At 58.0% G+C, this 12,426-nt stretch carries 11 protein-coding genes and 5 tRNA genes; 13 read left to right on the top strand and 3 right to left on the bottom strand.

What is annotated here, in order from left to right; genetic code table 11:
- The first annotated feature begins 22 nt into the window (after positions 1–22).
- The 8 genes from purF (at position 23) to AC3VI7_RS04755 (ending at position 4,707) form a co-directional block, all read left to right on the top strand.
- Positions 23–1,543, top strand: a complete 1,521-nt coding sequence (gene purF / locus AC3VI7_RS04790; protein WP_489667509.1) for an amidophosphoribosyltransferase — start codon at positions 23–25, stop codon at positions 1,541–1,543.
- Between the two features lie 30 nt (positions 1,544–1,573).
- Positions 1,574–2,815: an O-succinylhomoserine sulfhydrylase gene (locus tag AC3VI7_RS04785; RefSeq protein WP_489667508.1), complete on the top strand. Its 1,242-nt coding sequence runs from the start codon at positions 1,574–1,576 to the stop codon at positions 2,813–2,815.
- Positions 2,816–2,822: 7 nt separating this feature from the next.
- On the top strand, positions 2,823–4,217 hold the full coding sequence (gene gltX / locus AC3VI7_RS04780; RefSeq protein ID WP_489667507.1) for a glutamate--tRNA ligase: 1,395 nt from the start codon (positions 2,823–2,825) through the stop codon (positions 4,215–4,217).
- 47 nt (positions 4,218–4,264) lie between these two features.
- A tRNA-Ala gene (locus AC3VI7_RS04775) sits at positions 4,265–4,340 on the top strand.
- 34 nt (positions 4,341–4,374) lie between these two features.
- Positions 4,375–4,450: transfer RNA gene (locus AC3VI7_RS04770), tRNA-Glu, on the top strand.
- 4 nt (positions 4,451–4,454) lie between these two features.
- A tRNA-Asp gene (locus tag AC3VI7_RS04765) sits at positions 4,455–4,531 on the top strand.
- A gap of 19 nt (positions 4,532–4,550) precedes the next feature.
- A tRNA-Glu gene (locus AC3VI7_RS04760) sits at positions 4,551–4,626 on the top strand.
- Between the two features lie 4 nt (positions 4,627–4,630).
- Positions 4,631–4,707 (top strand) — tRNA-Asp (locus AC3VI7_RS04755).
- 36 nt (positions 4,708–4,743) lie between these two features.
- Here AC3VI7_RS04755 and nth read toward each other — a convergent pair.
- Complete coding sequence (nth, locus tag AC3VI7_RS04750) at positions 4,744–5,376, bottom strand: endonuclease III (RefSeq protein WP_489667506.1); 633 nt, start codon at positions 5,374–5,376, stop codon at positions 4,744–4,746.
- 10 nt (positions 5,377–5,386) lie between these two features.
- On the opposite strand from nth, the gene AC3VI7_RS04745 reads away from it, so the two are divergent.
- The 5 genes from AC3VI7_RS04745 to AC3VI7_RS04725 all read left to right on the top strand — a co-directional run bounded on the left by AC3VI7_RS04745 (position 5,387) and on the right by AC3VI7_RS04725 (position 9,824).
- Positions 5,387–6,217 (top strand): 2OG-Fe(II) oxygenase, encoded by an 831-nt coding sequence (locus AC3VI7_RS04745; protein WP_489667505.1) that lies wholly within the window; start codon positions 5,387–5,389, stop codon positions 6,215–6,217.
- 67 nt (positions 6,218–6,284) lie between these two features.
- Positions 6,285–6,851: a hypothetical protein gene (locus AC3VI7_RS04740; protein ID WP_489667504.1), complete on the top strand. Its 567-nt coding sequence runs from the start codon at positions 6,285–6,287 to the stop codon at positions 6,849–6,851.
- Between the two features lie 43 nt (positions 6,852–6,894).
- A complete protein-coding gene (pal, locus tag AC3VI7_RS04735; protein ID WP_489667502.1) occupies positions 6,895–7,545 on the top strand; it encodes a peptidoglycan-associated lipoprotein Pal in 651 nt (216 codons plus the stop codon).
- Between the two features lie 213 nt (positions 7,546–7,758).
- The gene (locus tag AC3VI7_RS04730; RefSeq protein WP_489667501.1) at positions 7,759–8,070 is read left to right on the top strand and encodes a DUF485 domain-containing protein; all 312 of its coding nucleotides are present in this window, start codon (positions 7,759–7,761) and stop codon (positions 8,068–8,070) included.
- A complete protein-coding gene (locus AC3VI7_RS04725) occupies positions 8,067–9,824 on the top strand; it encodes a cation acetate symporter (protein ID WP_489667500.1) in 1,758 nt (585 codons plus the stop codon). Before AC3VI7_RS04730 ends, AC3VI7_RS04725 begins: the two co-directional genes overlap by 4 nt.
- A gap of 83 nt (positions 9,825–9,907) precedes the next feature.
- Here the strand turns inward: AC3VI7_RS04725 and AC3VI7_RS04720 are convergent, their stop codons facing one another.
- Together AC3VI7_RS04720 and AC3VI7_RS04715 are read right to left on the bottom strand one after the other, a co-directional pair.
- Complete coding sequence (locus tag AC3VI7_RS04720; RefSeq protein WP_489667499.1) at positions 9,908–10,543, bottom strand: 3'-5' exonuclease; 636 nt, start codon at positions 10,541–10,543, stop codon at positions 9,908–9,910.
- Positions 10,544–10,554: 11 nt separating this feature from the next.
- Positions 10,555–12,384, bottom strand: a complete 1,830-nt coding sequence (locus AC3VI7_RS04715; protein WP_489667497.1) for a DUF294 nucleotidyltransferase-like domain-containing protein — start codon at positions 12,382–12,384, stop codon at positions 10,555–10,557.
- Between the last annotated feature and the right edge of the window lie 42 nt (positions 12,385–12,426).

Raw genomic sequence — 12,426 nt, 5'->3', positions numbered from 1 at the left:
TTCTGGAACCGAGGGAGTATCGATGTGTGGCATCGTCGGGGTGATTTCTAAGTCGCCCGTCAATCAGTTGATCTATGACGCGTTGTTGTTGTTGCAGCACCGGGGGCAAGATGCCGCCGGGATCGTGACCGCCGTAGGCACCAAGTTCTTCATGCATAAAGCGCGCGGTATGGTGCGCGATGTGTTTCGTACCCGCAACATGCGCTCCCTGCCGGGGACGGTCGGTCTGGGTCAGGCCCGTTACCCCACGGCGGGTAACGCCTACAGCGAGGAAGAGGCCCAGCCGTTCTACGTTAACGCGCCTTTCGGTTTGGTATTGGTGCATAACGGCAATCTGACCAACGCCCATGCGCTCAAGAAAGAACTGAGCGATATCGACCGTCGGCATCTGAACACCGACAGTGATACCGAGGTGCTGATCAACGTTTTGGCCCATGAACTGCAACAGGCGGCGCATGGGTCCACGCTCGGGACGGTCGAGATTTTCAAAGCGGTGAGCGAAGTGCATCGGCGCATCAAGGGCTCCTACGCCGTGGTGGCCCTGATCGCCGGCTACGGCTTGTTGGCTTTCCGCGATCCGTTCGGTATTCGTCCACTGTGTCTGGGTGCCTTGCAGTCGGCTCAAGGCAATGATGAGTGGATGGTCGCTAGCGAATCGGTGGCGCTCGAAGGTACGGGGCATCAGCTGCTGCGTGATGTGGCACCGGGTGAGGCGGTATTCATCGACATGAACGGCACTTTGCACAGTCAGCAATGCGCGGATGCGCCCGTGCTTAACCCCTGCGTGTTCGAGTTCGTCTACTTGGCGCGGCCCGATTCGGTCATCGACGGCATTTCGGTCTATCACGCACGCCTCAATATGGGTGAAACGCTGGCGCAGCGCGTCATCAATACCTTGGCGCCCAATGAGATCGACGTCGTGATTCCGATCCCCGAATCAAGCCGGCCGTCCGCCATGCAGTTGGCGCACCGCTTGGGCAAGCCGTACCGCGAAGGTTTCGTTAAAAACCGCTACGTGGGTCGTACCTTCATCATGCCGGGGCAAAGCGTGCGCAAGAAGAGCGTGCGCCAAAAGCTCAACGCCATCGGTATGGAGTTCAAGGGCCGCAATGTGTTGCTGGTCGATGACTCGATCGTGCGTGGTACCACCAGCCGCGAGATTGTGCAGATGGCCCGTGAAGCGGGTGCCAACAAGGTCTACATGGCTTCGGCCGCACCGCCGGTGCGTTTTCCCAATGTCTACGGCATCGACATGCCGACCAAAACCGAGTTGATTGCCCACGGCCGAACACTCGAAGAAATTCGGGACTACATCGGCTGTGATGCCCTGATTTATCAAGATGTGGAGGCGATGAAGCGCGCTGTCTCGGTGCTCAATCCCGCTCTGACGGGCTTTGAGGCGTCGTGTTTTGATGGCCACTACATCACCGGCGATGTGACGGTCGAGGATTTCACCGCCATGCAAACCCAGCGCGCTGCCCAGCCCCAAGAAGAGGATGCTGCGCAGCACTCCCGGCTGGCGCTGCAAAACGCAGTGGATTGAGAACAAGACTGAAAATAAGAAGGACATCCCATGAGTCGTTCCACCCAAGAGCCTGGGCGGTTGCCCCGGGTGCTGTTGCCGCAAGATGCGCGCAGCGAAACCATTGCGGTACGCGAAGGGCTGCCAGCCACCCCCTGGGGTGAGAACTCTGAAGCGCTGTTCTTGACCAGCAGCTTCGTGCATCCGGACGCGGCCACGGCCGCAGCGCGCTTTGCCAACGAAGAAGAGGCCTTCGTCTACAGCCGCTTCACCAATCCGACCACCATGATGATGGAGCGCCGACTGGCGGCGCTCGAAGGCACCGAAGCCTGCATCGCTACCAGCAGCGGCATGGCCGCCATCATGTTGCTGGTGATGGGGCTGCTCAAGGCCGGCGACCATGTGGTGTGCTCGCAGAGCGTCTTTGGTTCGACCATTCGCCTTTTGCAGGGTGAATTCGGCAAGTTTGGGGTGCAGACCACGTTTGTCTCGCAGACCGATGTCGGTGCTTGGCAGGCCGCCGTCCAGCCCAACACCAAGCTGTTTTTTGCCGAAACGCCAAGTAATCCGCTCACCGAGGTTTGCGATATCCGCGCCTTGGCCGATGTGGCGCATGGCGCAGGGGCCTTGCTGGCGGTGGACAACTGCTTTTGCTCACCGGCCTTGCAGCAGCCCGCCAAGTTGGGCGCGGATGTGATCATCCATTCGGGCACCAAGTACCTCGATGGCCAGGGGCGCGTGGTGGCGGGTGCTGTTTGTGCCTCGCAAGCGCTGATCGACACCAAGTTCATGCCCGTGATGCGTTCGGCTGGCATGTGCTTGTCACCCTTCAATGCATGGGTCGTGCTGAAGGGGCTGGAGACGCTGACGATTCGTATGCAGGCCCAGAGCCGTGCTGCGTTTGAATTGGCCGCGTGGTTGGAGGCCCAACCCCAAGTAGCGCGCACCTATTACCCCGGTTTGGCGTCGCATCCACAGCACGCGCTGGCCATGGCGCAGCAAAGTGGTCTGGGTGGCGCGGTGGTGAGCTTCATCGTGCGCGGTGACCGTCCCGAAACGGGGCGCACCCACGCTTTTACGGTGATCGATGCGACCCGTATTTGCTCGATCACCTCCAATCTGGGTGACACCAAAACCACCATCACCCATCCGTCGAGCACCTCGCACGGCCGGCTGAGCGAAGACCAGCGCCTGGCTGCTGGGATCACGCAGGGCATGATCCGCGTCGCTGTCGGCTTGGAACACATCGAAGACTTGAAGGCTGACCTCGCGCGCGGCCTCGCCCTGATTTGAATCTGTCATGACCCAAGTACGTACTCGTTTTGCCCCGTCGCCCACCGGCTTCATCCACCTCGGCAACATCCGCTCGGCGCTGTATCCATGGGCTTTTGCCCGGGCCACCGGCGGCGTGTTCGTCCTTCGCATCGAAGACACCGATGTTGAACGCTCTTCCCAGGCGGCGGTTGATGTGATCGTTGAGGGCATGAAGTGGCTCGGTCTCGATCACGACGAAGGGCCGTTCTATCAGATGCAGCGCATGGCGCGCTACAAAGAGGTGCTGGCACAGTTGCAGCAGCGCGGTGCGGTTTATCCCTGCTACATGAGCACCACTGAACTCGATGCGCTGCGCGAACGCCAAATGGCCGCCAAGGAAAAGCCGCGCTATGACGGCACTTGGCGGCCGGAAGAAGGCAAAGTCTTGCCGCCCGTGCCCGAAGGCGTGCTGCCGGTGCTGCGCTTCAAGACGCCGCAAGGCGGTTCGGTGGTCTGGGAGGATAAGGTCAAGGGCCGCATCGAGATCAGCAATGACGAGCTCGATGATTTGGTGATCGCGCGACCCGATGGCACGCCGACCTACAACTTCTGCGTCGTGGTCGATGACATCGACATGGCGATCACGCACGTGATCCGGGGTGATGACCACGTCAACAACACGCCGCGCCAGATTCATATCTTCCGTGCGCTCGGGGTTGAGCCGCCGATCTATGCCCACCTGCCCACGGTGCTGAACGAGCAGGGCGAAAAGATGAGCAAGCGCCACGGTGCCAAGCCAGTGACGCAGTACCGCGAAGAAGGTTATCTGGCCGATGCCGTGGTGAACTATCTGGCCCGCTTGGGCTGGAGCCATGGTGACGACGAGATCTTCAGCCGCGAAAAACTGGTTGAGTGGTTCAACTTGGATCATCTTGGCAAGAGTGCCGGTCAGTTCGACGAAGCCAAGCTGCGCTGGGTCAACGCCCAGCACATGAAGAGCTGTGACAACGCTGTGTTGGCTGGCTTGGTGGCGGCGCAGTTGGAGCGTCGTGGTTTGACGGTGACGGTTGATGAGCGTTTGGCTGCGATGTGTGCGCTGTTCAAAGACCGTTGCAGCACCACGGTTGAGCTGGCCGAGTGGCTCTCGATCTACTTCAGTGATGTGCAGCCCAGTGAGTCTGATCTGGCCCAGCACGTGAACGAGGCATCGCGCCCGGCCTTGGCGGCCTTGCGAGATCGCCTGCTGGCCTTGCCCGCTTGGGACAAGGTGAGCATCAATCAGGCGATCAAGGAAACCATCGGCGAATTCAAGTTGAAGATGCCGCAATTGGCCATCCCGCTGCGTGTTTTGGTGTGCGGTCGAGCGCAGACGCCCTCCGTGGATGCCGTGCTTGAGCTCTTTGATAAAAAAATCATCGAACAGCGCTTGCAAAGCATTTAAAAATTTGCCATAATTTCGTTCTCGCTTGAACAACGAGATGCTTCCGAGGGGGTATAGCTCAGCTGGGAGAGCGCTTGCATGGCATGCAAGAGGTCAGCGGTTCGATCCCGCTTACCTCCACCAACAAAGCGTTTTGAAGTTCAAGTATGAAGGTTTAGACCCCTTCGTCTAGAGGCCTAGGACACGACCCTTTCACGGTCGGTACAGGGGTTCGAATCCCCTAGGGGTCGCCACTGCGGAGTGGTAGTTCAGTTGGTTAGAATACCGGCCTGTCACGCCGGGGGTCGCGGGTTCGAGTCCCGTCCACTCCGCCAAGAATTTGTTTGTTTGATAGACCCCTTCGTCTAGAGGCCTAGGACACGACCCTTTCACGGTCGGTACAGGGGTTCGAATCCCCTAGGGGTCGCCACTGCGGAGTGGTAGTTCAGTTGGTTAGAATACCGGCCTGTCACGCCGGGGGTCGCGGGTTCGAGTCCCGTCCACTCCGCCATATATTGCAAAGCAAAGCCACCTAAGGTGGCTTTTTTTATGTCGTTTTATCTTCAAACATGCACTGTGATGCGATGACGCAGGTGCAGCATGAGGGCGTCTTGGCGCGGCAGACATGTCGGCCATGAAGCAAAAGCCAGTGATGCGCGTTCATCATGAAGGCTTTGGGCACGCAGGCCATCAGCTTGGCTTCGACCTCATGGGGTGTCTTGCCGGGCGCAAGACCTGTTCGGTTGGCGACGCGGAATACGTGGGTGTCTACGGCGAGGGTGGGCTCGTTAAAGACAATGTTCAAAATGACATTGGCGGTTTTTCGGCCAACACCTGGAAGTTTTTCAAGCGCTTGTCTGGTGGAGGGCACAGCGCCTTGATGCTGATCGACCAACATTTTAGCGGTGGCGATGATGTGGCGTGCTTTGCTTTTATATAAGCCAATCGACTTAATATAAAGTTCAAGTTCTTCTTGGCTTATCTTAGATAAGGTTTCAGGTGTTTTATATTTTTTGAATAAAGCGGGCGTAACCTTATTGACGCTCACATCTGTCGCTTGGGCCGACAAAATAACAGCCACAAGGAGTTCAAAAGGAGAGTTGTATGTGAGTTCTGTGATGGGATTTGGATTATTTTTTGATAGTTGTTCAAACAAGTATTGTATATTGGCTGCATTCATGATGATGTGTATGGAGTCTGCTGTGATCAGTGAAGAGTTGCGTCAGTGGGTGGCGGAACAACAACGCCAAGGAGTATCCAAAGAAGGGATGCTTCGGTCCATGTTGAGCAGTGGATGGCAAGAGCCCATGGCTGAGCAAGTGTTGACGACCCTGCTTGCTGCTGTGCCGCCGCAGCCCGAGCCATCTCCTTGTCCAGAGCCGGATTTGTCATCGTGGCCATCAAGTTTGACGGTGGGTGAGCATACCGTCGAGGTCTTGCTGAGTTTGAAGCAACCCAGAGTGGTGGTGTTCGGGCATTTTCTTTCGGATGACGAATGTGACGAGCTGATCAGCTTGGCTCAGAGCCGGTTGCAGCGCTCGGAAACGGTGGATGAGAAAACGGGTGGCAGTGCCGTCCATGAAGCCCGAACCAGTGAGGGGATGTTTTTCTCGCGTGGTGCAGCCCCTTTGATTGAGCGTATTGAAGCCCGTATTGCTGCCTTGATGCATTGGCCTGTAGAAAATGGTGAAGGCCTGCAAATCCTGCGCTATCGTCCGGGGGCGCAGTACAAACCGCATTACGACTATTTTGATACCAGTTTACCCAGCACCTCTGCCATTCTGCGTCGAGGAGGGCAACGCTTGGGGACATTGGTGATGTATCTCAATACACCTGCGCAAGGTGGATCCACCTCATTTCCTGATATTGGTTTGGATGTCTTGCCGCGCAAGGGCAGTGCGCTCTTCTTCAGTTACCCGATAGCATCCACGGCAAGTCTGACCTTGCATGGGGGCAGTGAAGTTCTGGCGGGTGAGAAGTGGGTTGCTACCAAATGGTTGCGCCAAGCTCGCTTCGATTGACGTAGCCCCTAATTGTTGGTCTCTGTCGTTCCAGAAGCCTCAATTCATTGGCACAATCGGACGAGCGATGGTTCACGCCGTCAGTTTCTACAACTCTTCCGAGTTCAAAATGAAAAAACAGATCATTGCCGCTTTGGTGGTGCTTTATTCGGCGGTTGGGGTTGCACAAACCTCGCCGTTGCCGCCTTTGCAACCACCGGCCCCGACCGCTCCGTATCGGACGCCGCAGCCTTTGCCGTCGAGCCCGACCTTAGGCGCGATGCCCGCGCCGGCACCATCGCCGGCACCCGTTTTTTTGCCGCCGCCGGATCGGCGCGCCGCTACAGATCGAAAAGGTGAGGGCTTTGCCACACCATCCCACGCTCGTGAGAGCGTGACGCATTCAGAGGCGCGTGCTTCGCGGCATACTGGCAAGCATGCTAAGCGCCATGCCGTAAAGCAGCATGACGAAGCTGTGACGAAAAAGTCAGGCAAGAAGAAATCTAGCCACGTTCATGCAGGTAAGAAAGTCAAGAAGAGTTCGGCAGAGAAGGCCGCCCACAAGGCTGCCATGCACCACCGAGCTGCTTCTAAGCACCCCCAGCGGACAACAACACCTGCCGCTGACCAACGCAATGACGGTTCCTCGCCTTGACATTCTCACAGGACGATCAGTTTCGATTACTTTGGGGTATGCGATGAAATACACAACCAAACTTCTGACGCCTTTGGTGGCCTTGTGTCTGACGGCTTGCGGCTCGATGCCTTGGGATGATGAGCCGACGGATCCGCCGCCACCCGTGCAAGAGCCGCTGTCTACCCCGGTGGCGACCGTGGAAGCTCCGTCGCCACCTGTGGTGCCTGAGTTGCAAGTCCCGCCGACAGGCAGCTTGGCGGCGCAGCCATCCTTGCAAGTGCCCGATGCTGATGCCCCCGCGCCCGTCAAACAGGCCGCGTCGCCGGTCGTTTTGGCCAAGACGCCTGCACACCTTGACCCTCAAAGCGCCATCATCACGGAACGTAGCGTGTTTTTTGACTTTGACCGTTTCGCAGTTCGCTCAGATTTCTCAGCGATTGTTGAGCGGCATGGCAAGTATCTGGCTGCCAATCCGCCCGTCCGTGGTGTCCGTGTGGAAGGCCATACCGATGAGCGCGGCAGCACCGAGTACAACTTGGCTTTGGGCCAAAAGCGCGCGCAAACCATCGCTAGCGCTTTGAAGTCCTATGGTGCGCAGGATAGCCAGCTGGATGTTTTCAGCTACGGCGAAGAAAAGCCCCGCGTCAAGGGCCATAACGAAGCTGCGTGGTCACAAAATCGTCGCGTGGATATTGCGTATCCGACGCGTTGAGCAGAAACGCTATAGTTTCTGATACAGGCCTTCGGGCCTGTATTTTTTTGATCAGAAAAAATCGAAAAGATAAGCAGGGAATACCCTTGGTGTGAAAAGCATCACGGGTCAGCTGATGGTCAGAGTTCCTGCCTAGACTCGACCGCGCTGGATTTGGCTCTTTTTTTGGCAGAGCCTTTCTTTTCTGTGACCGAAATCAACGAGGAGCGTGGCATGACAGACCCCGTAGTTGCCCGAATCAGGGATAACCCCAAGTATAAAGAATTGAAAGCCAAGCGGACATCCTTTGGATGGTGGCTGACTCTCGCAATGATGATTGTTTATTACGGTTTCATTGCGTTGATCGCTTTTAATAAAGGGATTCTCGCGCATCCCCTCAGTGCAGAGGGTGTGACCACGGTCGGTATTCCGATCGGTTTTGGCGTCATCATCTTCACGATCGTGATTACCGGCGTGTACGTGCGCCGTGCTAATACCGAGTTCGATGCGATCAACGAGCAACTGCTGAAGGAAGCCAACAAATGAGCCGCATGACCAAAATTCTGGCCGCAGCGGCAGCTTTTCTGGCCGTGGGTGGTGCTTTTGCTGCTGGGGCCGACCTCGGTCAAGCCGAAAAGCAAGCCACCAACTGGACCGCGATTCTCATGTTCGGTGCCTTCGTGGTGGGCACGCTGTTCATCACCAAGTGGGCCGCAGCCAAGACCAAATCGGCGGCTGACTTCTACACCGGCGGTGGCGGCATCACCGGGTTCCAAAATGGCTTGGCCATTGCTGGCGACTACATGTCGGCCGCTTCGTTCTTGGGTATTTCTGCTGCGGTGATGGCCAACGGCTATGACGGCTTGATCTACTCCATCGGCTTTTTGGTGGGCTGGCCCGTCATCACCTTCTTGATGGCAGAAAAGCTGCGTAACCTCGGCAAGTTCACCTTTGCTGACGTTGCTGGCTACCGTTTCCAGCAAGGTCCGATCCGCGCTTTTGCGGCAGCCGGCACGTTGGTGGTGGTCGCCTTCTACCTGATCGCCCAGATGGTGGGTGCCGGTCAGTTGATCAAGCTGCTGTTCGGCATGGAGTACTTCTATGCCGTGATCATCGTTGGCGCGCTGATGATGGTTTACGTGTTGTTTGGTGGCATGACCGCGACGACTTGGGTGCAGATCATCAAGGCTTGCTTGCTGCTGGCAGGTGCGTCCTTCATGGCATTCATGGTGATGTTGCAGTTTGGTTTCAGCCCTGAAGCCCTGTTTGCAGCTGCCGTCAAGGTCAAGGAAAGCGGTGCGCTCAAGGGCTTGCTGGCTGAAGCCCTGAAGACCAACCCGGACGCCACAGCGGCCACGGTGGCTGCGGCTGCTGCTGCCAAGGGCCTGTCGATCATGGGCCCGGGCAACTTCGTCAAGGACCCGATCTCGGCCATCTCCTTTGGTATGGCTTTGATGTTCGGTACCGCTGGTTTGCCGCACATCCTGATGCGTTTCTTCACGGTGCCTAACGCCAAGGAAGCGCGTAAGTCGGTGTTCTGGGCCACCACCTGGATCGGCTACTTCTATGTGCTGACCTTCATCATCGGTTTCGGTGCCATCGTTTTGGTGTCCACCAATCCTGAGTTCTTGGATGCCAAGGGCGTTCTGAAGGGTGGCGGCAACATGGCTGCGATCCACTTGGCCAATGCGGTCGGTGGCAACGTGTTCTTGGGCTTCATCTCGGCCGTGGCTTTCGCAACCATCCTCGCGGTGGTGGCTGGTCTGACTTTGTCGGGCGCGTCGGCGGTGTCGCATGACATCTACGCCACCTTGGTCATGAAGGGCAAGGCCGACAGCGCTTCGGAGCTGAAGGTTTCGCGCATCACGACCATCGTGTTGGGCATCATCGCTGTGGTGCTGGGCTTGGCTTTCGAGAAGCAAAACATCGCCTTCATGGTGTCGTTGGCCTTCGCGATTGCGGCTTCGGCCAACTTCCCGGTGCTCTTCATGAGCGTGCTGTGGAAGGATTGCACCACCAAGGGTGCTGTGACGGGTGGCTTCTTGGGCCTGATCTCGTCGGTGGGTCTGACCGTTGTGTCGCCTTCCGTGTGGGAAGCTGTGCTCGGCAACCCCAAGGGCTCGGCCTTGTTCCCCTACACCTCGCCGGCGCTGTTCTCGATGACCATCGCTTTCGTGGGGATCTGGATCTTCTCGTTGCTTGACCGCAGCGCGAATGCCACCCAAGAACGTGCTGATTTCGAAGCTCAGCAAATCCGTTCGGAAACCGGTTTGGGCTCCTCCGGCGCTTCGGGTCACTGATCTGATGTCGCTCTAGCCGCGAGGCTAGTATGAAAAACCCGGGGCTTGCCCCGGGTTTTTTTATGCGCGCTTGACCCAAAAGATCAGCGCCCCAAGAGTCGGCGCAACTTCAAAAACGCCATCCCGGCCATCACGGCGTCGTTGATGGCGTCGTGCGCTTCGCGTTCGGGCAGCTCAAGCTCATTCATCAGCGTTGAGAAGCGCAAGTCGATGTTGCCGCCTTGCTCATGGGCTGGGCGTTGGCGGTTCTTGTAGTCGTAGTACATCGACGAGACCTCACAGCGCTGGTGCGGCAGGGGCACGCCCAGCATCGGCCAGAGCACGCGGTTGATCATGGCCACGTCAAATTCGAGGTAATAGCCCACCAGCGGGCGGCTGCCGATGAACTCCAGCAACTGCATCATCGCGTCCTCGGGGTCCAAACCTTGAGCCAGATCCTGTTCGCGCAGGCGGTGGATACGCACACTTTCGGCCGAGACCGTGCGCGAAGGCTTGATCAGCAGCTCCAGTCGCTCGCTGGTCATGATGCGGTTGCCCTTGATGACCACCGCGCCAATCGAGATGATCTCGTCTCGGCCCACGTCGAGGCCGGTGGTTTCGCAGTCCAGCGTGACCCATTCGTTCTCGGGCGGGGGGTCGTACATGAAGCGAAAACGCTCATCGGCCAAGTGATAAAGCAGCCAACCGCGTCGAATCGCTTGCCACCAAGTGTTGAACATGATGGCGCTCCTCAGATCGACTCAAGGTGATAGCGGTGATGCAGCATCGCCTTGAAGCGCTTGACCACACCGAGCGTGTCTTTGAGCAAATCGCGGTCCAAGCTGCTTAGCTTGTCCACTTGGATGCCGCCTTCAAGCGGTCGCCCCGTTTCCTGCGCTTCCAGACCGACTTTGAGCTTCAAGGCCATGAAGAAGTTCAGGCTGTCGATCAAGTCGGTGGCCATATCGGGCGGCAGTTTGCCGATCTTCACCAGGGCTTCGATGCGGTGTGCGGTGCTGGTTTGGCTGAGTTGATATTCAAGCGCCAAGCTGCGGATGCCGTGAACCACGGGGAACGTGCCCGATTTCTTCAAGTCCAGCAGCTCTTTGCCCGCTGAATCGCCCAGCAGCAGCAGGCGATTCCACCAGCCGCTGCTGTTTGAGAACGCCTCAACGGCCGAGGCAAAGCGGCTCAGCAGCGCGGCGTTGTTGGTCGCGAGGCGATAGAGCTCGCCGCGCACTTGGGTCAGCAGGCCGGTGTCGCCGCAGACGGCGTGCGAATCCATAAAAATGGCCAGCGTCATCACGTTGTCCGGGTCGGGGTTTTGCAGCCAGCGGCGCACGGTTTGTGAGAACTCAGCCACCGACTGCCGCCAGACCGGGTTGCTGATCATGATGTTGCCCGGGCAGGTCGGGAAGCCAAACTCGATCAAGGCGGCGCTAAAACGCTCGGCCAAAGCCGGCAGATCGTGCGGACAGATGTAGCCGTCGCGCAGGATCAGGCCGTTGTCTTGGTCGGTTTTTAAGAGCTGTTCGCCGCGTCCTTCGCTGCCCATGACGAACAAGCAGCTGTTGGCGATCAAATCTGGCGGCGCGATCAGTTGCCAGGTGCGCTCCAGCAATTTGGCGTTCAGCTCTTGTACCAGTCGAGCGATCTGCGCCACCTTGGTGCCGCCCCGAAACAGCAGCGAAATCAGGCGCGTAATCTGTTCAGCCGCTTGTTTGAGCGTCTCAATCTGGTCGGCTTCCATGATCTGCAACGAGATCAAGTACGAGTGGTTCGACAAAAAGCTCAGCAGATCAAGCTGGTGCAGGATGCCGATGATGCGTTCGTCGTCGGCCACCACCAGCCGGTGGATTTGGTGGCGAATCATCAGGGCCAGGGCGTCAAACAGATGGTCGGCCGGGTGGACGGTGATCAGCTCGAAGTTGGCCAGCTCGCGCACCGCCAATTGGTGCAGCGGCGTGCCGTTCAAGATGGCCGCTTGCAAGCCGGTGTTGGTGAACACGCCCACGCGCGGCGGGTTGACGCGGTGGTCTTGCACCAACACGCAGTTGGTGCGGTGCTCATGAAAGGCGCGCGCCACCGAGACGATGTCGGTATCGGCATCCACCATGTGCGCCGGCCGGATGAACGCCTGCTCGACTTGCGCCATGGTCAGCGACTGCAATTCGTGCTGGCTTTGGCGCTCTGAAAGCGCGGTGAGTTTGCGGGTCAGATCCGAGAAGAGCAGGGCACCGAAGGTCGCATTGCTGGAGATCAGATCGCTCACCGCTTGCTTCGAGAGCTGGTACGCCACCACTTCTTCAGCGGCCACAAAACGCCCACTCACCTTGCCCGCGACCAAGCCCCGACCATCAAAACTGTCGTCCGGCCCGAAGGTGGTGATGAGTTCATCGCCCTCAAACTGCTGCACGTAGCCCTTGATGATCACAAACAGGTGCGTTGGCTGCACCCCCGGCTCAAGAATCGCCTCGGCCTCGCGAAAGTAGCCAATATCCAAGCTATTGCGCACCAACTTGCGTTCTTCGTTGGTCAAGCAATCGAAAGGAGAGATCGAAAAATTAAAAGCACTCGGCATGACACCCCATCCTCAAACCCCGCCGCATCCGCAGTGACGCGC

This window comes from Leptothrix toolikensis (SeqCode) (genome assembly GCF_057922285.1).
Note: the sequence above shows the minus strand (reverse complement) of the source record. Positions and strands in the feature narration are given on the sequence as shown.

Coding starts and splice junctions, on each gene's coding strand:
- AC3VI7_RS04785 (WP_489667508.1), top strand. CDS start 1,574: ATGAGTCGTTCCACCCAAGAGCCTGGGCGGTTGCCCCGGGTGCTGTTG.
- AC3VI7_RS04740 (WP_489667504.1), top strand. CDS start 6,285: ATGGTTCACGCCGTCAGTTTCTACAACTCTTCCGAGTTCAAAATGAAA.
- AC3VI7_RS04745 (WP_489667505.1), top strand. CDS start 5,387: ATGGAGTCTGCTGTGATCAGTGAAGAGTTGCGTCAGTGGGTGGCGGAA.
- AC3VI7_RS04725 (WP_489667500.1), top strand. CDS start 8,067: ATGAGCCGCATGACCAAAATTCTGGCCGCAGCGGCAGCTTTTCTGGCC.
- purF (WP_489667509.1), top strand. CDS start 23: ATGTGTGGCATCGTCGGGGTGATTTCTAAGTCGCCCGTCAATCAGTTG.
- AC3VI7_RS04720 (WP_489667499.1), bottom strand. CDS start 10,543: ATGTTCAACACTTGGTGGCAAGCGATTCGACGCGGTTGGCTGCTTTAT.
- AC3VI7_RS04715 (WP_489667497.1), bottom strand. CDS start 12,384: ATGCCGAGTGCTTTTAATTTTTCGATCTCTCCTTTCGATTGCTTGACC.
- pal (WP_489667502.1), top strand. CDS start 6,895: ATGAAATACACAACCAAACTTCTGACGCCTTTGGTGGCCTTGTGTCTG.
- AC3VI7_RS04730 (WP_489667501.1), top strand. CDS start 7,759: ATGACAGACCCCGTAGTTGCCCGAATCAGGGATAACCCCAAGTATAAA.
- gltX (WP_489667507.1), top strand. CDS start 2,823: ATGACCCAAGTACGTACTCGTTTTGCCCCGTCGCCCACCGGCTTCATC.
- nth (WP_489667506.1), bottom strand. CDS start 5,376: ATGAATGCAGCCAATATACAATACTTGTTTGAACAACTATCAAAAAAT.